Annotated in this window: 24 protein-coding genes; 14 read left to right on the top strand and 10 right to left on the bottom strand. The window is 71.3% G+C overall.

All coding sequences use genetic code 11. The annotated features are described in order from the left end of the window. Positions 1–131: 131 nt before the first annotated feature. From ACZ4SW_RS36515 to ACZ4SW_RS36525, 3 genes are all read right to left on the bottom strand, one after another. Entirely contained in the window at positions 132–1,832 is a 1,701-nt protein-coding gene (locus tag ACZ4SW_RS36515; protein WP_468253391.1) for an acyl-CoA mutase large subunit family protein, read from the bottom strand. 83 nt (positions 1,833–1,915) lie between these two features. Further along, positions 1,916–2,254, bottom strand: coding sequence for a DUF3817 domain-containing protein (locus tag ACZ4SW_RS36520; RefSeq protein WP_468253392.1), 339 nt, complete (start codon positions 2,252–2,254; stop codon positions 1,916–1,918). Positions 2,255–2,345: 91 nt separating this feature from the next. Beyond that, on the bottom strand, positions 2,346–2,855 hold the full coding sequence (locus ACZ4SW_RS36525) for a MarR family winged helix-turn-helix transcriptional regulator (protein WP_468253393.1): 510 nt from the start codon (positions 2,853–2,855) through the stop codon (positions 2,346–2,348). 121 nt (positions 2,856–2,976) lie between these two features. On the opposite strand from ACZ4SW_RS36525, the gene ACZ4SW_RS36530 reads away from it, so the two are divergent. After that, a complete protein-coding gene (locus ACZ4SW_RS36530; protein ID WP_468253394.1) occupies positions 2,977–3,408 on the top strand; it encodes an SRPBCC family protein in 432 nt (143 codons plus the stop codon). A 28-nt stretch (positions 3,409–3,436) separates the two neighbouring features. On the opposite strand, the gene ACZ4SW_RS36535 is transcribed toward ACZ4SW_RS36530, so the two are convergent. Further along, on the bottom strand, positions 3,437–3,733 hold the full coding sequence (locus ACZ4SW_RS36535) for an MTH1187 family thiamine-binding protein (protein WP_468253395.1): 297 nt from the start codon (positions 3,731–3,733) through the stop codon (positions 3,437–3,439). Continuing rightward, positions 3,730–4,074: a DUF3817 domain-containing protein gene (locus ACZ4SW_RS36540; RefSeq protein ID WP_468253396.1), complete on the bottom strand. Its 345-nt coding sequence runs from the start codon at positions 4,072–4,074 to the stop codon at positions 3,730–3,732. The genes ACZ4SW_RS36535 and ACZ4SW_RS36540 overlap by 4 nt, the downstream gene beginning before the upstream one ends. 238 nt (positions 4,075–4,312) lie before the next feature. Here ACZ4SW_RS36540 and ACZ4SW_RS36545 point away from each other — a divergent pair, with 238 nt between their 5' ends. From ACZ4SW_RS36545 to ACZ4SW_RS36560, 4 genes are all read left to right on the top strand, one after another. Continuing rightward, positions 4,313–4,945: an AIM24 family protein gene (locus ACZ4SW_RS36545; RefSeq protein WP_468253412.1), complete on the top strand. Its 633-nt coding sequence runs from the start codon at positions 4,313–4,315 to the stop codon at positions 4,943–4,945. A gap of 1 nt (position 4,946) precedes the next feature. Beyond that, entirely contained in the window at positions 4,947–5,597 is a 651-nt protein-coding gene (locus ACZ4SW_RS36550; protein ID WP_468253397.1) for an AIM24 family protein, read from the top strand. Between the two features lie 38 nt (positions 5,598–5,635). Then, positions 5,636–6,388 carry an AIM24 family protein gene (locus tag ACZ4SW_RS36555; RefSeq protein WP_468253413.1) on the top strand — a complete coding sequence of 251 codons (753 nt, stop codon included), beginning with the start codon at positions 5,636–5,638 and terminating at the stop codon, positions 6,386–6,388. Between the two features lie 92 nt (positions 6,389–6,480). Next, the gene (locus ACZ4SW_RS36560; protein ID WP_468253398.1) at positions 6,481–6,957 is read left to right on the top strand and encodes a MarR family winged helix-turn-helix transcriptional regulator; all 477 of its coding nucleotides are present in this window, start codon (positions 6,481–6,483) and stop codon (positions 6,955–6,957) included. A 139-nt stretch (positions 6,958–7,096) separates the two neighbouring features. On the opposite strand, the gene ACZ4SW_RS36565 is transcribed toward ACZ4SW_RS36560, so the two are convergent. The 3 genes from ACZ4SW_RS36565 to ACZ4SW_RS36575 all read right to left on the bottom strand — a co-directional run bounded on the left by ACZ4SW_RS36565 (position 7,097) and on the right by ACZ4SW_RS36575 (position 10,743). After that, positions 7,097–8,347 (bottom strand): MFS transporter, encoded by a 1,251-nt coding sequence (locus ACZ4SW_RS36565; RefSeq protein ID WP_468253399.1) that lies wholly within the window; start codon positions 8,345–8,347, stop codon positions 7,097–7,099. Positions 8,348–8,536: 189 nt separating this feature from the next. Then, a complete protein-coding gene (gene meaB, locus ACZ4SW_RS36570) occupies positions 8,537–9,493 on the bottom strand; it encodes a methylmalonyl Co-A mutase-associated GTPase MeaB (RefSeq protein ID WP_468253414.1) in 957 nt (318 codons plus the stop codon). Positions 9,494–9,540: 47 nt separating this feature from the next. Next, positions 9,541–10,743, bottom strand: a complete 1,203-nt coding sequence (locus ACZ4SW_RS36575; protein ID WP_468253400.1) for an acetyl-CoA C-acetyltransferase — start codon at positions 10,741–10,743, stop codon at positions 9,541–9,543. Positions 10,744–10,891: 148 nt separating this feature from the next. On the opposite strand from ACZ4SW_RS36575, the gene mce reads away from it, so the two are divergent. From mce to ACZ4SW_RS36610, 7 genes are all read left to right on the top strand, one after another. Continuing rightward, positions 10,892–11,332, top strand: coding sequence for a methylmalonyl-CoA epimerase (mce, locus tag ACZ4SW_RS36580; protein WP_468253401.1), 441 nt, complete (start codon positions 10,892–10,894; stop codon positions 11,330–11,332). Positions 11,333–11,565: 233 nt separating this feature from the next. Further along, positions 11,566–15,414, top strand: a complete 3,849-nt coding sequence (gene scy, locus ACZ4SW_RS36585; RefSeq protein ID WP_468253402.1) for a polarized growth protein Scy — start codon at positions 11,566–11,568, stop codon at positions 15,412–15,414. A gap of 181 nt (positions 15,415–15,595) precedes the next feature. After that, entirely contained in the window at positions 15,596–16,531 is a 936-nt protein-coding gene (locus ACZ4SW_RS36590) for a cellulose-binding protein (RefSeq protein WP_468253403.1), read from the top strand. Between the two features lie 85 nt (positions 16,532–16,616). Next, a complete protein-coding gene (locus tag ACZ4SW_RS36595; protein WP_468253404.1) occupies positions 16,617–17,567 on the top strand; it encodes an ABC transporter ATP-binding protein in 951 nt (316 codons plus the stop codon). A 2-nt stretch (positions 17,568–17,569) separates the two neighbouring features. Beyond that, a complete protein-coding gene (locus ACZ4SW_RS36600; RefSeq protein ID WP_468253405.1) occupies positions 17,570–18,358 on the top strand; it encodes an ABC transporter permease in 789 nt (262 codons plus the stop codon). A 113-nt stretch (positions 18,359–18,471) separates the two neighbouring features. Next, positions 18,472–19,740, top strand: coding sequence for an ABC transporter ATP-binding protein (locus tag ACZ4SW_RS36605; RefSeq protein WP_468253406.1), 1,269 nt, complete (start codon positions 18,472–18,474; stop codon positions 19,738–19,740). Beyond that, entirely contained in the window at positions 19,737–20,606 is an 870-nt protein-coding gene (locus ACZ4SW_RS36610) for an ABC transporter permease subunit (protein WP_468253407.1), read from the top strand. Before ACZ4SW_RS36605 ends, ACZ4SW_RS36610 begins: the two co-directional genes overlap by 4 nt. Before the next feature lie 26 nt (positions 20,607–20,632). Here ACZ4SW_RS36610 and ACZ4SW_RS36615 read toward each other — a convergent pair whose 3' ends face one another. Beyond that, positions 20,633–20,962 (bottom strand): ATP/GTP-binding protein, encoded by a 330-nt coding sequence (locus ACZ4SW_RS36615; protein ID WP_468253408.1) that lies wholly within the window; start codon positions 20,960–20,962, stop codon positions 20,633–20,635. Positions 20,963–21,182: 220 nt separating this feature from the next. Here ACZ4SW_RS36615 and ACZ4SW_RS36620 point away from each other — a divergent pair, with 220 nt between their 5' ends. Beyond that, a complete protein-coding gene (locus ACZ4SW_RS36620; protein ID WP_468253409.1) occupies positions 21,183–22,211 on the top strand; it encodes an LLM class flavin-dependent oxidoreductase in 1,029 nt (342 codons plus the stop codon). 115 nt (positions 22,212–22,326) lie between these two features. On the opposite strand, the gene ACZ4SW_RS36625 is transcribed toward ACZ4SW_RS36620, so the two are convergent. Further along, entirely contained in the window at positions 22,327–22,719 is a 393-nt protein-coding gene (locus ACZ4SW_RS36625; protein WP_468253410.1) for an SCO5389 family protein, read from the bottom strand. A 281-nt stretch (positions 22,720–23,000) separates the two neighbouring features. Between ACZ4SW_RS36625 and nucS the strand changes: the two genes are divergently transcribed. Further along, positions 23,001–23,672 carry an endonuclease NucS gene (gene nucS, locus ACZ4SW_RS36630; protein ID WP_468253411.1) on the top strand — a complete coding sequence of 224 codons (672 nt, stop codon included), beginning with the start codon at positions 23,001–23,003 and terminating at the stop codon, positions 23,670–23,672. The last annotated feature ends 145 nt before the right edge of the window (positions 23,673–23,817 follow it).

Raw genomic sequence — 23,817 nt, forward strand, 5'->3', positions numbered from 1 at the left:
GTCAACCCCAAGGAGGAAAACCAAGGGACCGAACCCGCATGTGGACAAAGGGGGACACACCCACAGAAAGGGGGAGGGGGGGGGGGGGGGGGGGACCCCCCCCCCCCCCCCCCCCCCCACCCCAGCCGCGCCTAGAACCCGGCCGGCTCCGTGTACACCCCCCACTCCCCCCGCAGCGCGTCACAGATCTCCCCCAGCGTCGCCTCGGCCCGCACCGCGTCCAGCATCGGCTCGATCATGTTGGCCCCGGACCGCGCGGCGGCCAGCATCCCGTCCAGCGCCGCACGCACCGCCCCGTCGTCCCGCGCGGAGCGCCGAGCGGCCAGCACCCGCACCTGCTCCCGCTCCACCTCGTGACTGACCCGCAGGATCTCCAGGTCCCCGGTGACCGACCCGGTGTGGACGTTCACGCCCACCACCTTCTTGTCGCCCTTCTCCAGCGCCTGCTGGTACCGGAACGCGGACTCCGCGATCTCCCCGGTGAACCACCCGTCCTCGATGCCCCGCAGGATCCCGGACGTGATCGGGCCGATCGGGTGCCGTCCGTCGGGGTGCGCCCGCAGCCCCCGTTCCCTGATCTGCTCGAAGATCTTCTCCGCGTCCGCCTCGATCCGGTCGGTGAGCTGCTCGACGTACCACGAACCGCCCAGCGGATCCGCCACGTTGGCGACCCCGGTCTCCTCCATCAGCACCTGCTGCGTCCGCAGCGCGATCTCCGCCGCCTGCTCGGACGGCAGGGCCAGCGTCTCGTCGAGGGCGTTGGTGTGCAGCGAGTTGGTGCCGCCCAGCACCGCCGCCAGCGCCTCCACCGCCGTACGCACCACGTTGTTGTACGGCTGCTGCGCGGTCAGCGACACCCCGGCCGTCTGGGTGTGGAACCGCAGCCACTGCGCCTTCTCGCTCGTCGCGCCGTACACGTCCCTCATCCAGCGCGCCCAGATCCGGCGCGCCGCGCGGAACTTGGCGATCTCCTCGAAGAAGTCGACGTGCGCGTCGAAGAAGAAGGACAGGCCCGGGGCGAAGACGTTGACGTCGAGCCCGCGGCTGAGCCCCAGCTCCACGTAACCGAACCCGTCGGCGAGCGTGTACGCCAGCTCCTGCGCGGCCGTCGCGCCCGCCTCCCGGATGTGGTAGCCGGAGACGGACAGCGGCTTGTAGGCGGGGATGTTGGAGGCGCAGTACTCCATCAGGTCGCCGATGAGGCGCAGGTGCGGCTCGGGCTGGAAGAGCCATTCCTTCTGGGCGATGTACTCCTTGAAGATGTCGGTCTGCAGCGTGCCGTTGAGCACGGAGGGGTCCACGCCCTGGCGCTCGGCCGCGACCAGGTACATGCAGAAGACGGGGACCGCCGGCCCGCTGATCGTCATCGAGGTGGTGACGTCGCCGAGGGGGATGTCCTTGAAGAGGACCTCCATGTCCGCCGCCGAGTCGATCGCCACGCCGCAGTGCCCGACCTCGCCGAGCGAACGCGGGTCGTCCGAGTCGCGGCCCATCAGGGTCGGCATGTCGAAGGCGACGCTCAGGCCTCCGCCGCCGGCGTCCAGGATCATCTTGTAGCGCTCGTTCGTCTGCTCGGCGTTGCCGAACCCGGCGAACTGGCGGATGGTCCACGTCCGCCCCCGGTAGCCGGTCGGGTACAGGCCGCGGGTGAAGGGGTACTCACCGGGCCAGCCGATCCGCTCGAAGCCCTCGTACCTGTCCCCGGGGCGGGGTCCGTACACCGGCTCCACGGGGTCGCCGGAGAGCGTGGTGAAGTCTGCCTCGCGGGTGCGCGAGGCGTCGTAGCGGGCCTGCCAGCGTCGGCGGCCCTCCTCGATGGCGTCAGCGTCCATACCCCCGAATTTACTAGGACGTCCAAGTAAATGTCGATGGGAGACCGCCGTACGCGTCCTCGTACGGCGGTGTGGACCGGGCCTCAGGCCTTGGCGGCCACGGGCTGCGCGTCGGCGACCTTGGCCTCGAGCTCGTGGGTGACCTTGCGCTCCACGAAGAAGGCGGCCGTCGGGATCGTCCCCGCCAGCAGGACCCAGAGCTGCTTGCCGACCGGCCACTTGGCCTTCGAGCCCAGGTCGAAGGCGAAGACCAGGTAGATCACGTACAGCCAGCCGTGGGCGATGCCGACGACACGGGTGAAGTCCGCGGCGCCGTTCACGTCGAGGATGTACTTGGCGATGACACCGAGGGTCAGCAGGACCAGCAGCACACCGGTGACGTAGGCCATCACGCGGTAGCGGGTCAGCACGCTCTTTTTCATGGCTACGAGCGTAACGGCCGGTTTGGGGCGATCTTCGCGCACCCCCCGGCACCCTCACGGGCGCCCGCGGCGGCCCGGCCGGCGCCAGGCACTAGTCCTCCTTGAAGTCCCCCGCAGCGATGCGCAGCGGACGCAGCATCGCGAAGATCTCGGCGCACTCCTCCGCGTCGTAGCAGCCCAGCCCGAAGTCCATCGCCATCAGGTCCCGGGTGGCCGCGTCGCAGACCTCCCGGCCCTTGTCGGTGATGGAGGCGAGGGTGCCGCGGCCGTCGTTGGGGTTGGGCCGCTTCGCGACGAGGCCGGACCTGACGAGGCGGTCCACGGTGTTGGTGACCGACGTGGGGTGCACCATGAGCCGCTCACCGATCTTGGACATGGGCAGCTCGCCCGCCTTGGAGAAGGTGAGGAGCACCAGCGCCTCGTACCGCGCGAAGGTCAGTCCGTACGGCTTCACCACCGCGTCGACCTCCGCGAGGAGGATCTGCTGCGCCCGCATGATCGAGGTGATCGCCGCCATGGACGGCACGTTTCCCCACCGCTGCTTCCAGTGCTCGTCGGCGCGGGAGATGGGGTCGAAGGACAGGCTGAGGGGCTTCGGCACGCCATCGACCTTACCGGCCGGTCACATGCTGGTCAGCCCCGTCTCGCTTTTCGGTCCACAGGCTGTCGCCGGGCGCACACTGGAAGCAGAAGGGGGGACGAACCGAACGCGGAGGTGAGCCATGAGCACCCTCGAAGAACACGTCGACGTCTCGGTCCCGATCGACACGGCCTGGGAGAGCCTGCACCGGGTGGAGAACTATCCCCGCTTCGTGGACGGACTGCGGGACGCCCGCGCGGAGTCCGGAGGCCGCGCGCATCTGGACGTCGAGGCGGGCGGCCGGGCCCGCCGGATCGAGGCGGAGGTCTCCGACCGCGGCGGGGAGCGCGTGATGGAGTGGCACACCACGGGCGAGCCGGAGCTGAAGGGGTCCTTCTCGCTGCAGTCGATCGCCGAGGACCGCACCCGGGTCCAGGCGCGGCTCGCGTACGACCCGGGCACGGTCAGGGAGACGTTCGGCGGACCGAAGGGCTTCGCCCAGGCGAGCGCGATCGAACGGCTGGTCCGCAGCGATCTGGAGCATTTCAAGGAGTACGTGGAGCAGGGGCGCTGACCGGCGGTCTCCGTCGCCGGGCGGTGCGTCAGCCGCCGGACAGGTGGCGCTCCACCGTCTCGACCTTGGAGGTGAGGCCGTCCGTCACGCCCGGGCGGATGTCCGCCTTGAGGACGAGGGAGACGCGCGGCGCCCGCGCCTCGACCGTCGCGACGGCGCGCCTCACCACGTCCATCACCTCGTCCCACTCCCCCTCGATCGAGGTGAACATGGCGTCGGTGCGGTTCGGCAGTCCGGATTCCCGTACCACCCGCACGGCGTCGGCGACGTACTCCCCCACGTCCTCGCCGACGCCCAGCGGCGTCACGGAGAAGGCGACGATCACGCGTTCACGATCCCTTCCTTGCGGGCGCGGGCGGCGATGACGGCGTCCTCGGCCTCCCGGCGCAGCTTGCGCTCGGCGAAGAAACCGCCGGTCGGCAGCACGGAGAGGACGAAGTAGACGGCGGCGGTCTTCAGCGGCCACTTGGTGCGGTTCCAGGCGTCCGCCCAGAAGATCACGTACAGGATGAAGAGGATGCCGTGGACGGAGCCCATCACGGGCACGGCGTTGAAGTCGGTGGTGCGCTTCAGTACCGAGCAGACGAGCAGCAGCAGGAAGGAGACGGCCTCGGGGGCCGAGACCAGGCGGAGCCGGCGGAGGGCGGTGGCGGTCTTTATATCCACGGGGCACCTTCGGTGGGAGGGTCGCTGACGACGCAGTCGCTTTGTGAACGCGCGCACAAGCGCCCGCCCATTGTGACATCCGGGACGCGGCGGACAGGGCACGGGGTGCGGGGTGTCGGCGTCATGCTCATCACCCCCGCGACGGCACGGGGTACCCCTAAGGGTCGGCTCGGGGTGCGGATCCACCGCCGGGCTCTGTCCGCTCCACCCGCGCGGCCGTTACCTTCGCTCCGTGGCGATGTTCCGACTCCAAGGCAGCAAGGTGCTGGCCGTCGACATGACCGGGGACGCCGTGAAGGCGAAGAACGGCTCCATGGTCGCGTACGACGGTCAGATGACCTTCAAGAAGCTCACCGGCGGCGGTGAGGGGATCCGGGGGATGGTGACCCGGCGGCTCACCGGCGAGCAGATGACCGTGATGGAGGTGAAGGGGCACGGGACGTGCTGGTTCGCGGACCGTGCCTCAGAGATCAACCTCGTCGGCCTCCAGGGGGACAAGCTGTACGTCGAGTCGAGCAACCTCCTCGCGACGGACGCCGGCCTGCGCACGGGCACGACGTTCACCGGCCTGCGCGGCGCCTCGCAGGGCAACGGCCTGTTCACGACGACGGTCGAGGGCCACGGCCAGGCGGCGATCATGTCGGACGGGCCGGCGGTGGTGCTCCGCGTCAGCGCCCAGTACCCGCTGACCGTCGACCCGGGCGCGTACGTCGCGCACCAGGGGAACCTGCGGCAGTCGTTCCAGTCGGGCGTGACGTTCCGCACGTTCTTCGGCGAGGGCGGCGGCGAGGCCTTCCAGATCCGCTTCGAGGGGGAGGGACTGGTGTACGTCCAGCCCAGCGAGCGCAACACGATCGCGGGGGATGTGTGACATGGCCTTCCGCGAGGTGAACTCCAAGATGATCGAGGCGACGGTGGTCCCCGGGCAGCGGCTGTTCAGCCAGCGGGGCGCGATGCTCGCCTACAAGGGCGACGTCTCCTTCACCCCCAACATCCAGGGCGGCCAGGGCGGGGTGATGTCGATGATCGGCCGCCGCATCGCCAACGAGGCGACGCCGCTGATGACGGTCGAGGGCAGCGGCACGGTGCTGTTCGGGCACGGCGGCCACCACGTCCACGTGATCGAGCTGACGGGCGACACCCTGTACGTCGAGGCGGACCGGCTGCTCGCCTTCGAGGGCACCCTGCAGCAGGGCACGATGTTCATGGGCTCCCAGGGCGGCGTCATGGGCCTGGTGCGCGGCCAGGTCACCGGGCAGGGCCTGTTCACCACCACCCTGACGGGGCACGGCGCGGTCGCCGTGATGGCGCACGGCGGCGTCTTCGAGGTGCCGATCACCCCGCAGCACCCGGTCCACGTCGACCCGCAGGCGTACGTCGCGCACCACGGCGACGTCCGCAACAAGCTGTCCACGGCGCTCGGCTGGCGCGACATGGTGGGCCGCGGCTCCGGTGAGGCGTTCCAGCTCGAGCTGAGCGGCAGTGGTGTGGTGTTCGTGCAGGCGTCGGAGGAGAAGCTGTGACCACCTACCCGGGCGCGGGTCCCGTCGTGTTCGACCCGATGACGCTGCCGGCCGACGACAACGTCGACAAGTACACCTTCTGCGTGGAGCTCAAGGGGAGCCAGTGGTTCCTGCAGAAGGGGAAGATGATCGCCTACTACGGCTCGATGGAGTTCAACGGCATCGGGCACGGCCGTCTGGACCGTCTCGTGCGCACGTCGTTCCATTCGCCACTGCACGCGAGCGACTGGGTGGTGGCGGAGGGCTCGGGCAAGATGCTGCTCGCCGACCGGGCCTTCGATGTGAATTCGTACGACCTGGACGACGGCAATCTGACCATTCGCTCCGGCAACCTCCTCGCTTTTCAGCCAAGTCTGTCGCTGAAGCAGTCGATCATTCCCGGCTTCCTCACGCTGATCGGAACCGGGAAGTTCGTGGCCGCGTCCAACGGTCCGGTGGTGTTCATGGAACCCCCGATCCGGGTGGACCCGCAGGCGCTGGTCGGCTGGGCCGACTGCCCGTCGCCGTGCCACCACTACGACCATGGGTATCTCAGGGGCGTATGGGGCGGTCTACGTGCGATGACGGGGCTCGGCGGGGTTTCCGGGGAGGAGCACCAGTTCGAGTTCGTGGGGGCCGGCACGGTGCTGCTGCAGTCCTCGGAGACGCTGATGGCGGAACAGGCGACGGGAGCGGTCCCACAGGAACCCGGCGTACCGGGCGGCGGTGGGGTACCCGGCCACCAGGGGCAGCCGGGAGCACCGCGCCTTCCCGGACAGCTGGGGGACCTCCAGCGTCGCTTCGGGCTGTGAGCGGTAGTCTGCGGAGTGTGACGTCGAACGCGTGCGCACAGTCACACCACCCTCACTAGTTCGCCATTCAACCTTTTAGGTAGACTTCATTCATGGAGACCGACACGGCCACGCGCTGGCTGACGGATGCGGAGCAGTGCGCCTGGCGCACCCACCTGGAAGTCAACAGGCTGTTGACATACCAGCTCGAAAGGGACCTGCAGCCGTTCGGCCTGACAATGAACGACTACGAGATCCTGGTGAACCTCTCGGAGTCGGAGGGCCTGCGTATGCGGATGAGCGACCTCGCCGCCGCCACCCTCCAGTCCAAGAGCCGCCTCTCCCACCAGATCACCCGCATGGAGAACGCGGACCTGGTCCGCCGGGAGAACTGCGAGTCCGACCGCCGGGGCCTGTACGCGGTCCTGACGGACCACGGCATGGAGACGATGAAGAAGGTCGCGCCACACCACGTGGCGTCCGTGCGGCGGCACTTCATCGACCTGCTGCCCCCGGAGGACCTGGAACACCTCCACAAGTCTCTGCAGCCCATCGCCGAGCACCTGCGGGGACAGCGGGGCAAGCCGTAGCACTCCGGGGCACACTCCGCCGGGTCGAGCCCTACGGGCCGCGGGCCGGTGCTCGTCCGCCGGCCCGTGGTGGCTGGTCGCTCCCCGAGTTCGCGGCTTCGCTCGAACAGGGGGACCCGTCGCGGCCGGGCCGCATGTGTCACGGCCCCGCGCCCGTTCGGGCGCGGGGACGGCCACCGCGGCCCTTCCACCCCAGGCAGCCGGCCAAGCCTGCGGTCACCGCCATGACCGCCCCCGGCACCGCGAAACACCACTCCAGCGGCAGATGCCCCAACAGGGCCCCCACCGCTGCCGGGCCGACCGAGCTGCCGCTGTTGACGGCCATGTTCACCCAGGCACCCGCCCGGGTGCGGAAGCCCGGAGGGGACGACTCGTCCGCTAGCAGGTACGACGTCGTCAGGGCCGGGGCGATGAACAGGCCCGCGCAGATCACCGTCACCGCGAGGACGCCGAGGCCCGGGGCGAACCCCGCCGCCGCCACGGCCAGCCCCAGACCCGCGCCCAGCAGCGGCAGGCGCACCCGAGCGCTCCCCCGCCACTCCACCGCCCCGTTCAGCAGCCCGCCGGCCGCGCTGCCCGCGGACAGTGCCGCGAGCACCCAGGCCACGATGTCGTCGCCGTATCGCCGCTGCTCGGCGAAGGCCATGACCAGGAGGTCCAGCGCGCCGACGGCCAGTCCCACTCCTCCGGCCACGAGCACGGGCTCCACCAGCGCCCGCGCACCCCGCAGCCGCCCTTTCGAACGCGACGGGTGCTCCGCGGGCGGCAGCGCTCCGGTCACCGCCGGCGAGGTGACGAAGGCGATCGTCCCGGCCGTCACCAACAGCGCGCTCAGCGCCACTCCGGCCGCCGGCGGCGCGTACCGGACGACCGCGCCGACCAGCAGCGGGCCCGCGACGAAGGTCAGTTCCTCGACCACGGCGTCCAGCCCGTACGCCCGCTGCACCAGCCGGCGGTCGTCGAAGAGTCCACTCCACAAGGCCCGCAGAGTGGGCCCGAGCGGGGGCGCGAAGGCCCCGGCCGCGGTGGCCAGGGCACCCGGCAGCAGAGCCGGCGCACCGGGCCGCCAGGTCGCCGCGGCCAGCAGGCTCAGGGCCCCGGCGTACAGCAGGGCCATCGGCAGGAGCGCCCGCCGGGGTCCGTAGCGGTCGACGAGCGCCGCCCGCAGCGGTGACAGCAGGACCGTCGTGGCGCCGAACAGGGCCAGGACCGTCCCGGCCACGGCGTACGACCCGGTCGCCCGGGTCACGGACAGCATCACGGAGAGGGGGACCGTCCCGTACGACAGCCGCGCGACCAGGGAGACGGCGAAGGTGCGGCGGACGTGCCGGACACGGAGAACGGCGGCATAGGTGGGCCGCTCGGAAGCAGCGGAAAGGGGCGCAGACACGCGGAAGTTCCTCGACTCGAGGCGGTGAAGGGACGCCGGGGCGCCGCGACGACCACAGCCACTGCTGCTCGTCGATCGCGGTACCGGGCGGGCCCTAGGCCAAGAGGCGGAACATGCGGATCAAGGTATCAACGCACCGGGGCGTCGACCACGCACTTTTCCGTCAGCTCTGCGTCGACCGCGTGTCCGTCAGCTCTGCGTCAGCCCCGCCACCAGTTCGTCCGCCGCCCGGTACGGGTCCAGCTCCCCCGCCACGATCCGTTCCGCGAGGGCGCTCAGGCGGCGGTCGCCGTGGAGGTCGCCGATGCGTTCCCTCAGGGCCGTCACCGCGATCGTCTCGACCTCGTGGGCCGCCCGGGACAGGCGGCGCTCCGCCAGGACGCCCCGCTCCTCCATCCACGCACGGTGCTTCTCCAGCGCCTCCACGACCTCGTCGACGCCCTCGGCGCGGGCCGCGACGGTCTTCACGATCGGCGGGCGCCAGTCGCCGGGGGCCCGCGACTCCCCGAGGCCCAGCATGTGGTTCAGCTCGCGCGCGGTGGCGTCCGCGCCGTCCCGGTCGGCCTTGTTGACGACGTACACGTCGCCGATCTCGAGGATGCCCGCCTTCGCGGCCTGGATGCCGTCGCCCATCCCGGGGGCCAGCAGGACCACCGAGGTGTCCGCCTGGGAGGCGATCTCGACCTCCGACTGGCCGACGCCGACCGTCTCCACCAGGACCACGTCGCAGCCCGCCGCGTCCAGTACCCGGATCGCCTGCGGGGCGGCCCACGCGAGGCCGCCCAGATGGCCGCGCGTGGCCATCGAGCGGATGTACACACCGGGGTCGGAGGCGTGCTCCGACATCCGGACGCGGTCGCCGAGCAGCGCGCCGCCCGAGAACGGCGAGGACGGGTCGACGGCGAGCACGCCGACCCGCTTGCCCTGCTTGCGGTACGCGGTCACGAGCGCCGACGTGGACGTCGACTTGCCGACGCCCGGCGACCCCGTCAGGCCCACCACGTACGCGTTGCCGGTCAGCGGGGCCAGTGCCGCCATGACCTCCCTGAGCTGCGGGGACGCCCCCTCCACCAGGGAGATCAGCCGGGCCACGGCCCGCGGCCGGCCTTCCCTGGCCTGGGCCACCAGCGAGGAGACGTCCTGCATCACAGCTCCGTTCACGTGTTCACGCAAAGAGGTCGGTTCGAGGGTGCTCAGGCCTTGGGTACCCGCACGATCAGCGCGTCACCCTGGCCGCCGCCCCCGCACAGCGCCGCCGCGCCCACGCCGCCGCCGCGCCGCTTCAGCTCCAGCGCGAGGTGCAGGACGAGGCGGGCGCCGGACATCCCGATCGGGTGACCCAGGGCAATGGCACCGCCGTTGACATTCACCTTTTCGGTGGAAACACCCAGGTCCTTCATTGACTGCACGGCGACCGCCGCGAAGGCCTCGTTGATCTCGATCAGATCGAGGTCGGCGACCTCCAGGCCCTCCTTCTTCAGGGCGTGCAGGATCGCGTTCGACGGCTGCGACTGCAGGGAGTTGTCCGGCCCCGCCACGTTGCCGTGGGCGCCGATCTCCGCGATCCAGTCCAGCCCCAGTTCCTGCGCCTTGGCCTTGCTCATCACGACCACGGCCGCCGCACCGTCCGAGATCTGCGAGGAGGAGCCGGCCGTGATCGTGCCGTCCTTGCTGAACGCCGGCCGCAGCTTGCCCAGCGACTCCACCGTGGTGTCGCCGCGGATGCCCTCGTCCTTGGCGAAGACGACCGGCTCGCCCTTGCGCTGCGGGATCTCGACCGGGGTGATCTCCGCCTCGAAGACGCCGTTCTTCTGGGCGGCCGCGGCCCGCTGGTGGGAGAGGGCGGCGATCTCGTCCTGCTCCCGGCGGCCGATGCCGAGGCGGGTGTTGTGCTTCTCGGTGGACTCGCCCATGGCGATGCCCTCGAAGGAGTCGGTCAGCCCGTCGTACGCCATCGCGTCCAGCATCTGGACCGCGCCGTACTTGAAGCCCTCGCGGGACTTCGGCAGCAGGTGGGGGGCGTTGGTCATGGACTCCTGGCCGCCCGCGACGATCACGTCGAACTCACCCGCACGGATCAACTGGTCCGCGAGCGCGATCGCGTCGAGGCCCGACAGACACACCTTGTTGATCGTCAGGGCCGGGACGCTCATCGGGATGCCCGCCTTGACCGCGGCCTGACGTGCCGGGATCTGCCCCGCCCCGGCCTGGAGCACCTGGCCCATGATGACGTACTGCACCTGGTCGCCACCGATCCCCGCACGGTCGAGGGCGGCCTTGATCGCGAAGCCGCCGAGGTCGGCTCCGGAGAAGGACTTCAGCGAGCCGAGCAGTCGCCCCATCGGGGTGCGCGCACCCGCGACGATGACGCTGGTCGTGCTGTTCGTTCCAGACATGAGCTGCGATCCCCTTCCGGCCTGCACAGCCGAGGAGTGAACGAGGGTTTACTTCGAATGTACTGAGCGGTAGGGCAAACCGTCACCGGGCTGTCAGTGTGATCGCGCGCACGTTGCGTAACCACCGCGGGAGCGCTGCACTGATTCCATGCTGACGCGAATCGACCACATCGGAATCGCCTGTTTCGACCTCGAGAAGACCGTCGAGTTCTACACCTCGACGTACGGCTTCTCGGTGTTCCACACCGAGGTCAACGAGGAGCAGGGTGTCCGCGAGGCCATGTTGAAGATCAACAACACGGACGACGGCGGGGCCTCCTACCTGCAACTCCTCGAGCCCATCCGCGAGGACTCCACCGTCGCCAAGTGGCTCGCCAAGAACGGCGAGGGCGTGCACCACATCGCCTTCGGCACGGCGGACGTGGACGGCGACTCCGCCGAGATCAGGGACAAGGGCGTGCGGGTGCTCTACGAGGAGCCACGGCGCGGCTCCATGGGGTCGCGGATCACCTTCCTGCACCCCAAGGACTGTCATGGTGTCCTCACAGAACTCGTCACATCGGCGGCCGTTGAGACACCTGAGCACTGACTCCCGTACATAAGGGCCGGTAGGGTTGGGGGCGGTCGCCGCTCCACCAGGGCGACCGGGTCCCGCCGTGACACCGGCGGGACGTACCGGGGTCCGGGTTTCGGGGGAGGAGCGCCGGGGCAGCAGCCCATGCTCCGCCGTTGATCTGACACCATTCCCCGGGGGCCCCGTTCGGCGGATGGACGGAGCTCGTTTGGAGAGACTTGCGACCAGGGGACGGATGGGACCGCGCAGTGCGGGGCTACGAACGCCAGGAGCGAGAGCCGGCGGCTGACGTCGACCACCTCTCTCGGTTCGAGGCCGAGATGGAGCGGCTGAAGACCGAGCGGGAAAAGGCGATCCAGCACGCCGAGGACCTCGGCTACCAGGTCGAGGTGCTGCGCGCCAAGCTGCACGAGGCGCGCCGCACCCTCATGTCCCGTCCCGCGTACGACGGGGCCGACATCGGCTACCAGGCCGAGCAGATGCTGCGCACCGCCCAGATGCAGGCGGACCAGATGCGGGCGGAGGCCGAGCGCGAGCTGAGCCAGGCCCGCGCGCAGACCCAGCGCATCCTCCAGGAGCACGCCGAGCAGGCCGCCCGCCTCCAGTCGGAGCTGCACGCGGAGGCGGTCGCCCGCCGCCAGCAGCTCGACCAGGAGCTGGCCGAGCGCCGGGCGACCGTCGAGTCGCACGTCAACGAGAACGTGGCCTGGGCGGAGCAGTTGCGCGCCCGTTCCGAGGCCCAGGCCCGGCGCCTGGTCGAGGAGTCCCGTGCCGAGGCCGAGCAGGCCCTCGCCGCCGCGCGCGCCGAGGCCGAGCGGCTGGTCACCGAAGCCCGGCAGCGGCTGCAGAGCGACGCCGAGGCCGCCCGCGCCGAGGCCGACCAGATCCTGCGGCGGGCCCGCGCGGACGCCGAGCGGCTGCTGAACGCCGCCTCCACGCAGGCCCAGGAGGCCACCGACCACGCCGAGCAACTGCGGTCCAGCTCCGCGAGCGAGTCGGAGGCCGCCCGCCGGCAGGCGTCCGAGCTGAGCCGGGCCGCCGAGCAGCGGATGGCCGAGGCGGAGACCGCGCTGCGCGAGGCGCGCGCCCAGGCCGACAAGGTCGTCGCGGAGGCCAAGGAGGCCGCCGCCAAGGCGCTGGCGAACGCCGAGACGGAGGGCGAGCAGCGCACCCGTACGGCCAAGGAGCAGGTCGCCCGGCTGGTCAGCGAGGCCACCAAGGAGGCCGAGGCCACCAAGGCGGAGGCCGAGCAGGTCGTCGCGGACGCGCGGGCCGAGGCCGAGAAGATCGTCGCGGAGGCCGTCGAGAAGGCCCGCACGATCACGGCCGAGGAGACCGCCTCCCAGCTCGGCAAGGCGGCGCGCACGGCCGAGGAGGTCCTCAACAAGGCGTCGCAGGACGCCGCGGCGACCACCAAGGCCGCGGCCGAGGAGGCCGACCGGATCCGCAAGGAGGCCGAGGCCGAGGCGGACCGGCTGCGCGCCGAGGCGCACGACATCGCCGAGCAGCTCAAGGGCGCCGCCAAGGACGACACCAAGGAGTACCGCGCCAAGACGGTCGAGCTGCAGGAGGAGGCCCGCAGGCTGCGCGGCGAGGCCGAGCAGTTGCGCGCGGAGGCGGTCGCCGAGGGCGAGAAGATCCGCGCGGAGGCGCGCCGCGAGGCCGTCCAGCAGATCGAGGAGGCGGCCAAGACAGCGGAGGAGCTGCTCGCCAAGGCGAAGGCCGACGCGGACGAGCTGCGCACCACGGCCACCACGGACAGCGAGAAGGTGCGCACGGAGGCCATCGAGCGGGCGTCGATGCTGCGCCGCCAGGCCGAGGAGACCCTGGAGCGCACCCGCAGGGAAGCCGAGACGCAGCGCGCGGAGGCCGTCGAGCTGGCGGACGCGATCAAGGGCGAGGCCGAGAAGGCCGCGCGCGCCCTGCGCGAGGAGAGCGAGCGGGCCGTGGAGGCCCGGCGCGCGGAGGCCGCCGAGGAGCTGGCGCGCCTGCAGTCGGAGGCCGAGCAGCGGTTCGCCTCCGCCGAGCAGGCGCTCGCCGACGCCCGCGCGGAGGCCGAGCGGATCCGCCGCGAGGCCGTCGAGGAGAGCGACCGGCTGCGCACGGAGGCCGCCGAGCGCATCCGTACGCTGCAGGCGCAGGCCGAGGCCGAGGCGGAGCGGTTGCGCACGGAGGCCGCCTCCGACGCGTCCGCCTCCCGCGCGGAGGGCGAGGCCATCGCCGTGCGCCTGCGGTCGGAGGCGGCGGCCGAGGCCGAGCGGCTGAAGTCGGAGGCGCAGGACACCGCCGACCGGGTCCGCGCCGAGGCGCAGGCCGCGGCCGAGCGGCTGGGCGCGGAGGCCTCGGAGACGCTGGCCGCCGCCCAGGAGGAGGCCGCCCGGCGCCGCCGCGAGGCCGAGGAACTCCTCGGCGCCGCCCGCCAGGAGGCCGACCAGGAGCGCGAGCGCGCCCGGGAGCAGAGCGAGGAGCTGCTCGCGGTGGCGCGCGCCCGGGTCGAGGAGGCGCAGGCCGAGGCCGTACGGCTGGTGGAGGAGGCCGACCGGCGCGCCACCGAGATGGTGTCGGCGGCCGAACAGCACGCCCAGCAGGTGCGGGACTCCGTGGCCGGGCTGCACGAGCAGGCGCAGGAGGAGATCACCGGTCTGCGCTCGGCCGCCGAGCACGCGGCGGAGCGTACCCGCACCGAGGCGCAGGAGGAGGCGGACCGGGTCCGCGCCGACGCCTACGCGGAGCGGGAGCGGGCCGCCGAGGACGCGAACCGCATCCGGCGGGAGGCCACCGAGGAGTCGGAGGCCGCCAAGGCGCTGGCGGAGCGGACGGTTTCGGAGGCGATCGCCGAGGCGGAGCGGCTGCGCACGGACGCCGCCGAACACGCCCAGCGCGTGCGGACCGAGGTCTCCGACGCCCTGGCCGAGGCGGACCAGGCGGCGGCGCGCACCCGTGCGGAAGCGCGCGAGGACGCCAACCGGATCCGGTCGGACGCGGCGGCGCAGGCGGACACCCTCATCACCGAGGCGCGCGCGGAGGCCGAGCGGCTCACCACGGAGACGGCCGCCGAGACCGAGCGGGTGCGCGCGGAGTCCAAGGCCAAGGCCGAGAAACTGCTGTCGGACGCCACCGACGAGGCGGAGCGGCTGCGCGCCGAGGCCGCCGAGACGGTCGGCTCCGCCCGGGCGCACGCCGAGCGGATCCGCACCGAGTCGGAGCGGATCAAGGCCGACGCGGAGGCGGAGGCCGAGCGGCTCACGGCGGCGGCGCGCGAGGAGGCCGAGCGCACCCTGGACGAGGCCCGCAAGGACGCCAACAAGCGGCGTTCCGAGGCGGCCGAGCAGGTCGACACGCTCATCACGGAGACCGCCGCCGAGGCCGACAAGCTGCTCTCGGAGGCCCAGCAGAGCGCGCGCAAGACGACGGCGGACGCCGAAGCGCAGGCCGACACGATGGTGGGCGCCGCCCGCACGGAGGCCGACCGTCTGGTCGCCGAGGCGACGGTGGAGGGCAACGCGCTGGTGGAGCGGGCCCGGGCGGACGCGGACGAACTGCTCGTCGGCGCGCGCCGGGACGCCGGCCTGATCCGGGAGCGCGCGGAGGAGCTGCGCGAGCGCATCACGGCCGAGATCGAGGAGCTGCACGAGCGGGCGCGGCGTGAGTCGGCCGAGGCGATGAAGTCGGCGGGCGAGCGGTGCGACGCGCTGGTCAAGGCCGCCGAGGAGCAGTTGGAGAAGGCCAGGGCGCAGGCGAAGGAGCTTCTGTCGGAGGCCAACTCCGAGGCGGGCAAGGTCCGTATCGCCGCGGTAAAGAAGGCCGAGGGGCTGCTGAAGGAGGCCGAGCAGAAGAAGGCCAAGCTGGTCGCCGAGGCGGAGCAGATCAAGGCCGAGGCGATCCGCGAGGCGCGCAAGGCCGTCGAGGAGGGCAAGCGGGAGCTGGAGATCCTGGTGCGCCGGCGCGAGGACATCAACGCGGAGATCTCCCGTGTCCAGGACGTCCTGGAGGCGCTGGAGTCGTTCGAGGCGCCGTCCGCCGGCAAGGACTCCGGCGTCAAGGCGGGTGCGACCGTAGGGGCACCTCGTTCGGGTGGCAAGGCGTCAGAAGGCTAGCGAGAAGCGTCGTTCTATGCTTGCCGGGACGTTTCAGACAGGTCCTGGCAAGCCCCCCGACAGCTCAGCCACCCAAAAGGAGTGTCATTCTCCAGATCAAACACGCATCCGCTCGATGACACGCCGCTTTGCGCCCTAGGATTCCCCTATCACCTCACCGGTCTCATTCGACAGGAACCCCATGAGCGACACTTCCCCCTACGGCTTCGAGCTTGTGCGGCGTGGGTACGACCGCGCTCAGGTGGACGAACGGATCTCGAAGCTCGTCTCCGACCGTGACAGTGCTCTCGCCCGCATCACCGCCCTGGAGAAGCGCATCGAGGAGCTCCACCTCGAGACGCAGAACGCCCAGGCCGCCGTCAGCGACGCCGAGCCGTCGTACGCGGGTCTCGGCGCACGCGTCGAGAAGATCCTCCGCCTCGCCGAGGAAGAGGCCAAGGACCTGCGTGAGGAGGCTCGCCGCGCCGCCGAGCAGCACCGCGAACTCGCCGAGTCGGCCGCCCAGCAGGTGCGCAACGACGCGGAGGCGTTCGCCGCGGACCGCAAGGCGAAGGCCGAGGACGAGGGCCTCCGGATCGTCGAGAAGGCCAAGAGCGACGCGGCCCAGCTCCGCGCCGAGGCGCAGAAGGACGCCCAGTCCAAGCGCGAGGAGGCGGACGCCCTCTTCGAGGAGACCCGCGCCAAGGCCGCGCAGGCCGCCGCCGACTTCGAGACGAACCTCGCCAAGCGGCGTGAGCAGTCCGAGCGCGACCTGGCATCCCGTCAGGCCAAGGCGGAGAAGCGCCTGGCGGAGATCGAGCACCGCGCCGAGCAGCTCCGCCTGGAGGCGGAGAAGCTGCGCACGGACGCCGACCGTCGTGCCCGCCAGACGGTGGAGACGGCCCAGCGCCAGGCCGAGGACATCGTCGCGGACGCGAACGCCAAGGCCGACCGCATCCGCTCCGAATCCGAGCGCGAGCTGGCGGCGCTGACGAACCGTCGCGACTCCATCAACGCCCAGCTCACCAACGTCCGCGAGATGCTGGCGACGCTCACGGGCGCCGCGGTCGCCGCGACCGGTGCGCCGGCCGACGACGAGCCGATCTCGCGCGGGGTCCCGGCGCAGCAGTCCCGGTAACACCGGGCCGTACGGCGTCTGAACATCCGCGAAGCCCTCCGCCACTCAAGTGGCGGGGGGCTTTGCGCCGTTTTAGCGTGGCCGCATGATCGAGCTCGAGGGGCTGACCAAGCGGTACGGCGAGAAGGTGGCGGTCGACGGCCTCACGTTCACCGTCAGACCGGGCGTCGTCACGGGTTTCCTCGGTCCGAACGGCGCCGGGAAGTCCACCACCATGCGGATGGCGCTCGGGCTCGACCACCCCACCGCCGGTGACGTCCGGATCGACGGCAAGCGCTACGACGAGCTGAAGAACCCGCTCAGGTCGATCGGTGCCCTGCTCGACGCCAAGGCCGTGCACGGCGGGCGCAGCGCCTGGAACCATCTGCTGTGCCTCGCGCACAGCAACGGCATCCCCGCCTCCCGGGTGCACGAGGTCCTGGACACGGTGGGGCTGACCTCCGTGGCCCGGAAGAAGGCCAAGGGCTTCTCGCTCGGCATGGCCCAGCGGCTCGGCATCGCGGCCGCGCTCCTCGGCGACCCGCGGATCCTGATGTTCGACGAGCCGGTCAACGGCCTGGACCCCGAGGGCATCCACTGGATCCGCACGCTGATGAAATCGCTGGCGGCGCAGGGGCGCACGGTGTTCGTCTCCAGTCATCTGATGAGCGAGATGGCGCTGACGGCGGACCATCTGGTGGTCATCGGCCAAGGCCGGCTGCTCGCCGACACCTCCATGGCCGACTTCATCCGCCGCAACTCCCGTACATGCGTACGGATGCGCTCGCCGCAGCGTGAGCGGCTGCTCGATGTGCTGCACGAGGCGGGCATCACGGTCGTCGAGACGGGCAGCGGGGCGCTGGAGGTGGACGGCGGCAAGGCCGAGCTGATCGGTGAACTGGCGGCCCGGCACCACATCGTGCTGCACGAGCTGAGCACCCAGCAGGCGTCGTTGGAGGAGGCGTTCATGCAACTGACTGCCGCGTCGGTGGAGTACCACGCCCACACGGAGGGGCCCGCCGGGGAGTGGGGCACCGGCTGGAAGAAGGGGGCCTGACCATGGCGGCCACCGAGGTCCAGGTCCGGGTGCAGGTCCTCAGGTCCGAGTGGACCAAGATCCGGTCGGTGGCGTCCACGATGTGGACGCTGTCCGTCGCGCTGGTCGTCACCGTCGCCCTGGGCATGCTGATCTCGGCGCTGACGCGCAACGAGTTCGACGGCATGAGCCCGCAGGAGCGGCTCGCCTTCGACCCGACGTTCATCAGCTTCGCCGGGATGAGCCTGGGTCAGCTCGCCATGATCGTGTTCGGGGTGCTGGTGGTGTCGAACGAGTACAGCACCGGCATGATCCGCACCTCGCTGGCCGCGGTCCCCCAGCGCGGCACCTTCCTGTCCGGCAAGATCGCGGTGGCGACCGCGCTCGCCCTCGTCGTCGGCCTGGTGACCGGCTTCGTCGCGTTCTTCCTCGGCCAGGCGATGCTCGGCCCGCACCGGGCGTCGATCGGCGACCCCGGTGTGCTGCGCGCGGTCGTCGGCGCCGGGCTGTACATGACGCTCATCGCGGTGTTCTCGATGGGGGTCGCCACGATGCTGCGCTCGCCGATGCTGTCGCTCGGCGTCCTGATGCCGTTCTTCTTCCTGATCTCCAACATCCTGGGCCACGTCTCCGCGACGAAGAAGATCGGCCGGTTCCTGCCCGACCAGGCCGGCAGCAGGATCATGCAGGTCGTGCCCGCGGCCGGCGACGACACCCCGTACGGCCCCTGGGCCGGTCTCGGGATCATGGCGCTGTGGGTGATCGCGGCGCTCGCCGCCGGGTACGTCCTGTTGAAGCGACGCGACGCCTGACCCCCGGGCGTTTTACTTCCCCTTGGCCGGAACCGTCAGCGCCCCGATATCCTCCTAATCCTTACGGGGGGGCGTGTGCCCCGCTGTCCTGAACCTTCCGATGGGTGCGGAGCATGATCGAGGCAGTCGGCCTGACCAAGCGCTACGGCGACAAGACCGCTGTGTTCAACCTCTCGTTCCAGGTGCGGCCGGGTGCCGTCACCGGCTTCCTGGGGCCCAACGGCTCGGGCAAGTCGACGACCATGCGGATGATCCTCGGTCTGGACAACCCCACCTCGGGGACGGTGACGATCGGCGGCTACCCCTACCGCAAGCTGCCGAACGCCCCCCGCCAGGTCGGCGCCCTGCTCGACGCGAAGGCCGTGCACGGCGGCCGGGCCGCCCGCAACCACCTGCTGTCCCTCGCCCAGCTCTCCGGCATCCCGGCCCGCCGCGTGGACGAGGTGCTGGCCGTCGTCGGCCTCCAGGAGGTGGCCGGGAAGCGCTCCAAGGGCTTCTCGCTCGGCATGGGCCAGCGGCTCGGCATCGCCGCCGCGCTCCTCGGCGACCCTCAGGTGCTGCTGTTCGACGAACCGGTCAACGGCCTCGACCCCGAGGGCATCCTGTGGGTGCGCAACCTGATGAAGTCGCTCGCGGCCGAGGGCCGTACGGTCTTCGTCTCCTCCCACCTGATGAGCGAAATGGCGCTCACCGCCGACCACCTGATCGTGATCGGGCGCGGGCAGTTGCTCGCCGACATGAGCGTCAAGGACTTCATCTCCGCGAACTCCGCCGACTTCGCCCGTGTCCGCACCCCCGACACCGAGCCGCAGCAGCGGGAGAAGCTGACCTCCGCGCTCACCGAGGCGGGCGGGCACGTGCTGCCCGAGCAGGACGGCGCCCTGCGGGTCACCGGGCTGCCGCTGCCCCGCATCAGCGACATCGCGCACGACGCCGACGTACGCCTGTGGGAGCTGTCGCCGCACCAGGCGTCGCTGGAGGAGGCGTACATGCGGATGACGCAGGGAGCCGTCGACTACCGCTCCAGCATCGACCAGAAGGCGGGCCTGATGCAGCCGCTGCCGCCCGGCGTCCAGCCGCCGGTCCCGGTGCCGGGCCAGGGCCAGCCGGGCTGGTACGCCCCACCGCCGCCGCAGCACGGCGGGCAGCCGTTCTCCATGCCGGGGCAGCCCGGGCAGCCGCCCGCCGGGCCGTACGCCGCCCCGGCCGCGCAGCCCGCCGGACAGCCGCCGAACCCGTATGCGCAGCCGGCGCCCCGGGACCAGGCACCGGCACCCGCCGCGCCCGCCGCCCAGCCCGCCCAGGCACCCGCCGCGCCACCCGCCCAGCCCGCGCAGACGCCCGCCGCCCCCGACCCGACCAAGTCCGAGGACGCCCGATGAGCACGCCCCAGCCCCCCATGCCGCAGGCCGCGCCCACCTGGCAGGCGGCGCCCGGTGCGGCGCACGCCTCCTACACCTCGCCGATCCCGGTGGTCCGCACCCACCTCGGACACGCCCTCGCCTCGGAGTGGACGAAGATCAAGTCGGTGCGCTCCACGATGTGGACGCTCGGTGTGTTCCTGGTCCTCATGATCGGCATCGGAACGCTGTTCGCCGCCATCGCCGCCGCCTCCGACGCGCACCTGGAGGGCAGCTCGCCGCTGGGACTCGGCATCGGCGGAGTCCTGACCGGCAGCATCTGCATCATCACGCTCGGCGTGCTGACCACCGCCTCCGAGTACGGCACCGGGATGATCCGGACGACCATGACCGCCTGCCCGAGCCGGACCAGGGTGCTGCTGGCGAAGTCGATCGTGTTCTTCGCCGTGGCCTTCGTGATCACGACGGTGTCCGCCCTGCTCGTCGCCGTCATCCAGACGGCCATGCTGAAGAGCTACGGCCTGGCCCAGCCCACCGGCATGCAGTGGCTGAAGGGGACGGTCGGCATCGGCCTGTACGTGGCGCTGCTCGGCCTGTTCTCGCTGTGCGTCGGCTCGGTCATCCGGCACTCGGCGGGCGCGATCACCATCATGATCGGCCTGGTGCTGGCCCCGCTGGTGATCGCGATGTTCCTCTTCGCGGAGTCCCTGCAGGGCCTCCAGAAGTTCCTGCTGGAGTACTCGATCCCGAGCCAGCTCAGCGTCCTGTACGGCGAGTCCATGGGCGGCTCGGGCCCCACGGGCTGGGACCCGGTGTGGATCATCCTCGGCCTCACGGCCGTCGCCTTCGCCGGCGCCTGGCTGCTCCTCGAGAGGCGGGACGTGTAGGTCCGGGCCCAGGGCCCCCGGGGCCTTCAGTACTTCGGCGCGTTACGGGACCGCTGCACCCGCGTGGTGCGGCGGTCCTTCGCGTTCCAGCAGGACTTGTGCCAGTGCCGGCGGTCGTCCACCCCCGCGAACTCCGGCCAGGCCACCACGTGCGGGACGCCGGAGGCGATCACCTGGTCGCAGCCGGGGCACCGGTACGTCTTGCCCTCGGCGCTCGCGCCCGCCACATGGCGCACGCTCCACGCCTCGCCCTGCCAACTCTCGGTGGACTGCCAGCCGCCGTAGCGGCCCCTGTCGTCGTCCGCGCCCCGGCCGGACGAGCCGGGGCCCTTGGGTCGGTTGCGACGCGGGGACACAGGACACCTCACGGGGCTATACAGGAAGCAGCGGCCGTATCCAGCCTACGCGGCGCCGACCGGGGTACGCGTACGGAACCAACTCCTCGGACACCCCTCCCATCGCGCCATTCAGCAGACAATCCGCAAATCTCGCCGCCACCCCGTGACTTGGGCACATGTCAGGCAGTTATGCCGCGTGGGGGAGCTCCGCGTCGGAGCCAGGAAAGCAGGAAGTGCGATGCGCGTTGGAAGTTTTGTACTGGCTGCCCAGTTTCCGGGACAGGGCCAGGGGGAGGCGCTGCACCGCGCGGTGCGGTCGGCCGAGGCCGCCGAGCAGGCGGGCCTGGACACGGTATGGCTGGCCGAGCACCACTTCGTGCCGTACGGGACCTGCCCGTCGGCGATCACGCTGGCGGCCCTCCTGCTGGGCCGCACCCGCCGGATCCGGGTCGGCACGGCGGTGACCGTCCTGCCCACCGCGCACCCGGTGGCCCTCGGCGAGCAGGCCGCGCTGCTGCACATCACTTCGGGCGGGCGGTTCTCGCTCGGGGTGGGGCGCGGCGGACCGTGGGTGGACCTGGAGGTGTTCGGCGCGGGGCTGAAGGCGTACGAGACGGGCTTCCCGGAATCACTCGATCTGCTGGTGCGCTGGCTGCGCGAACCGTCCGTCGCCGCCGCGGGGGAACGATTCACCTTCCGTGAAGTCCCGGTCGTCCCGCGCCCGTCGGAGTCGCTCACGGATGCCGAGGGACCGGAGGTCGTCGTCGCCTGCACCTCCCCGGCGAGTGTCCGGCTGGCGGCCGAGCGGGGGCTGCCGATGCTGCTCGGCATGCACGTCGGGGACGAGGAGAAGGCGGACATGGTCGCGCTGTGGCGGACTCACGCGCACGCGGCCGGAGTCGACGGCGACGCGATCGCCGGCGCCGGTCATGTCTCGGCCGGTGTCTGCCAGATCGCCGACCGGCGCACCGACGCCGTCGAGGCGCTGACGAAGGCGATGCCGGGCTGGCTCAAACAGGGTCTGGACGCGCATGTGACGGTGGACGGGCGGGCCCGCGCCATGCGGGACCCGCTCGCGTACACCGAACTGCTCTGCGGGCTGCACCCGGTGGGCACCCCGCGGCTGTGCGCCGACCGGCTCGCGGCGACCTCCGAGCGGACCGGCATCACACGCTTCGCGCTGCTCGTCGAGGGCTCCGGGGACCTCGCGGCGACGGTGGAGAACGTCCGCAGGCTGGGGGCCGAGGTACTCCCCCACCTCCGCTGAGGCCGCCGGGCCGCGGTGCGGGCGCCTGCCGCTTCGGCACATGTATGGGAGCCTGCCGCTCCGAGACGATGCACCTCCCGCGTACGGAGCGGCAAGCCGTACGACTCTGCGGGTCTCAGCAGTCGCGCAGCTCCGGCGACTGGTTGAGGAGCTGGCTGCGGACCGAGGTGAAGCGGGCCAGCGTGTCGTCCACCGAGGAGTCCAGCGGGAACACCGCCACCCGGTGGCAGTTCTGGAACGCCAGGCGTACTCCGAAGTGCCGCTGCAGGGCGCCGCGTATCGCGTCGCTCGCGAGCGCGCGCAGCAGCTGTCCACGTGCCTGCTCGTCCGGCGGGGGCGTCTGGTTGTCGGCGAACTCACCGCCGTCCACCTTCAGCTGGGCCACCAGGGAGCTGATCATCTCCCACGCGTAGGGCAGGGAGGTCCGGACGCAGTCGACGAATTCCGCTTCGTCGACCTCGCCTCGCTCGGCCTGTTCGAGTAGGGCCGGTGAGACGTCGAGCGACATGGGTTCTCCTCTCGCACCCCGAGACAACAGGGGTTGATGGACAGGTAAGGGAGTTCGCGATATCGAACACGCTGAGTACACAGTGCGCGACCTCCCGTTTACTACGGTAGGCAACCGCCGATGGCGGCACCAGGAAAATGCGAACACAGCGAAGTCCCACTGGGCACACAACAAGCCATTGCCGAACGGGGGCATCTCGGGAAAAACGGAGGGGTTCCGACGGCCGGCCCGGACGAGGTCGAATCGCGTGGGGACGGGGGCGTCGAGTAGCGTTGCCGACCATGCGTCTCGTCATTGCCCGGTGCTCCGTCGACTACGCGGGCCGTCTCACCGCCCACCTCCCCTCCGCTCCCCGCCTGATCCTGGTGAAGGCGGACGGAAGCGTCTCGATCCACGCCGACGACCGTGCCTACAAGCCCCTCAACTGGATGTCGCCTCCCTGCACGCTGAAGGAGGGCTCGGGCGACGAAGAGGGCGTGTGGACCGTCGTCAACAAGACGGGCGAGAAACTGATCATCACGATGGAGGAGATCCTCCACGACTCCACGCACGAACTCGGCGTGGACCCGGGACTGATCAAGGACGGCGTGGAAGCGCACCTGCAGGAACTGCTCGCCGACCGCATCGAGACGCTCGGCGAGGGCTACACGCTGATCCGCCGCGAGTACATGACGGCGATCGGGCCGGTGGACATCCTGTGCCGGGACGCCGAGGGGCAGACCGTGGCGGTGGAGATCAAACGGCGCGGCGAGATCGACGGCGTGGAGCAGCTCACGCGCTACCTGGAGCTCCTGAACCGCGACCCGCACCTCGCGCCGGTGCGCGGCATCTTCGCGGCCCAGGAGATCAAGCCCCAGGCCCGCGTACTGGCCACGGACCGCGGCATCGGCTGCGCGGTGCTGGACTACGACGCCCTGAGGGGCATCGAGGACGACAAGCTCCGCCTGTTCTGACGGGCGGCACGTGCCGGCAGACGGTACGACGACGGAGGGCCGGGTCCGGGGGGCGGTTTCTAGGGATCGTTGCAACACGTGGTCGTGTTGATCAGGCCGCGAGCAGTTTATGCAGGCGCTCGGCTGGGGTTGCCCAGCCGAGCGT

This window comes from Streptomyces sp. NPDC028331 (assembly GCF_055565775.1).

Coding starts and splice junctions, on each gene's coding strand:
- ACZ4SW_RS36515 (WP_468253391.1), bottom strand. CDS start 1,832: ATGGACGCTGACGCCATCGAGGAGGGCCGCCGACGCTGGCAGGCCCGC.
- ACZ4SW_RS36520 (WP_468253392.1), bottom strand. CDS start 2,254: ATGAAAAAGAGCGTGCTGACCCGCTACCGCGTGATGGCCTACGTCACC.
- ACZ4SW_RS36530 (WP_468253394.1), top strand. CDS start 2,977: ATGAGCACCCTCGAAGAACACGTCGACGTCTCGGTCCCGATCGACACG.
- ACZ4SW_RS36545 (WP_468253412.1), top strand. CDS start 4,313: ATGTTCCGACTCCAAGGCAGCAAGGTGCTGGCCGTCGACATGACCGGG.
- ACZ4SW_RS36550 (WP_468253397.1), top strand. CDS start 4,947: ATGGCCTTCCGCGAGGTGAACTCCAAGATGATCGAGGCGACGGTGGTC.
- ACZ4SW_RS36555 (WP_468253413.1), top strand. CDS start 5,636: ATGACGCTGCCGGCCGACGACAACGTCGACAAGTACACCTTCTGCGTG.
- ACZ4SW_RS36560 (WP_468253398.1), top strand. CDS start 6,481: ATGGAGACCGACACGGCCACGCGCTGGCTGACGGATGCGGAGCAGTGC.
- meaB (WP_468253414.1), bottom strand. CDS start 9,493: ATGCAGGACGTCTCCTCGCTGGTGGCCCAGGCCAGGGAAGGCCGGCCG.
- ACZ4SW_RS36575 (WP_468253400.1), bottom strand. CDS start 10,743: ATGTCTGGAACGAACAGCACGACCAGCGTCATCGTCGCGGGTGCGCGC.
- mce (WP_468253401.1), top strand. CDS start 10,892: ATGCTGACGCGAATCGACCACATCGGAATCGCCTGTTTCGACCTCGAG.
- ACZ4SW_RS36590 (WP_468253403.1), top strand. CDS start 15,596: ATGAGCGACACTTCCCCCTACGGCTTCGAGCTTGTGCGGCGTGGGTAC.
- ACZ4SW_RS36595 (WP_468253404.1), top strand. CDS start 16,617: ATGATCGAGCTCGAGGGGCTGACCAAGCGGTACGGCGAGAAGGTGGCG.
- ACZ4SW_RS36600 (WP_468253405.1), top strand. CDS start 17,570: ATGGCGGCCACCGAGGTCCAGGTCCGGGTGCAGGTCCTCAGGTCCGAG.
- ACZ4SW_RS36605 (WP_468253406.1), top strand. CDS start 18,472: ATGATCGAGGCAGTCGGCCTGACCAAGCGCTACGGCGACAAGACCGCT.
- ACZ4SW_RS36610 (WP_468253407.1), top strand. CDS start 19,737: ATGAGCACGCCCCAGCCCCCCATGCCGCAGGCCGCGCCCACCTGGCAG.
- ACZ4SW_RS36620 (WP_468253409.1), top strand. CDS start 21,183: ATGCGCGTTGGAAGTTTTGTACTGGCTGCCCAGTTTCCGGGACAGGGC.
- ACZ4SW_RS36625 (WP_468253410.1), bottom strand. CDS start 22,719: ATGTCGCTCGACGTCTCACCGGCCCTACTCGAACAGGCCGAGCGAGGC.
- nucS (WP_468253411.1), top strand. CDS start 23,001: ATGCGTCTCGTCATTGCCCGGTGCTCCGTCGACTACGCGGGCCGTCTC.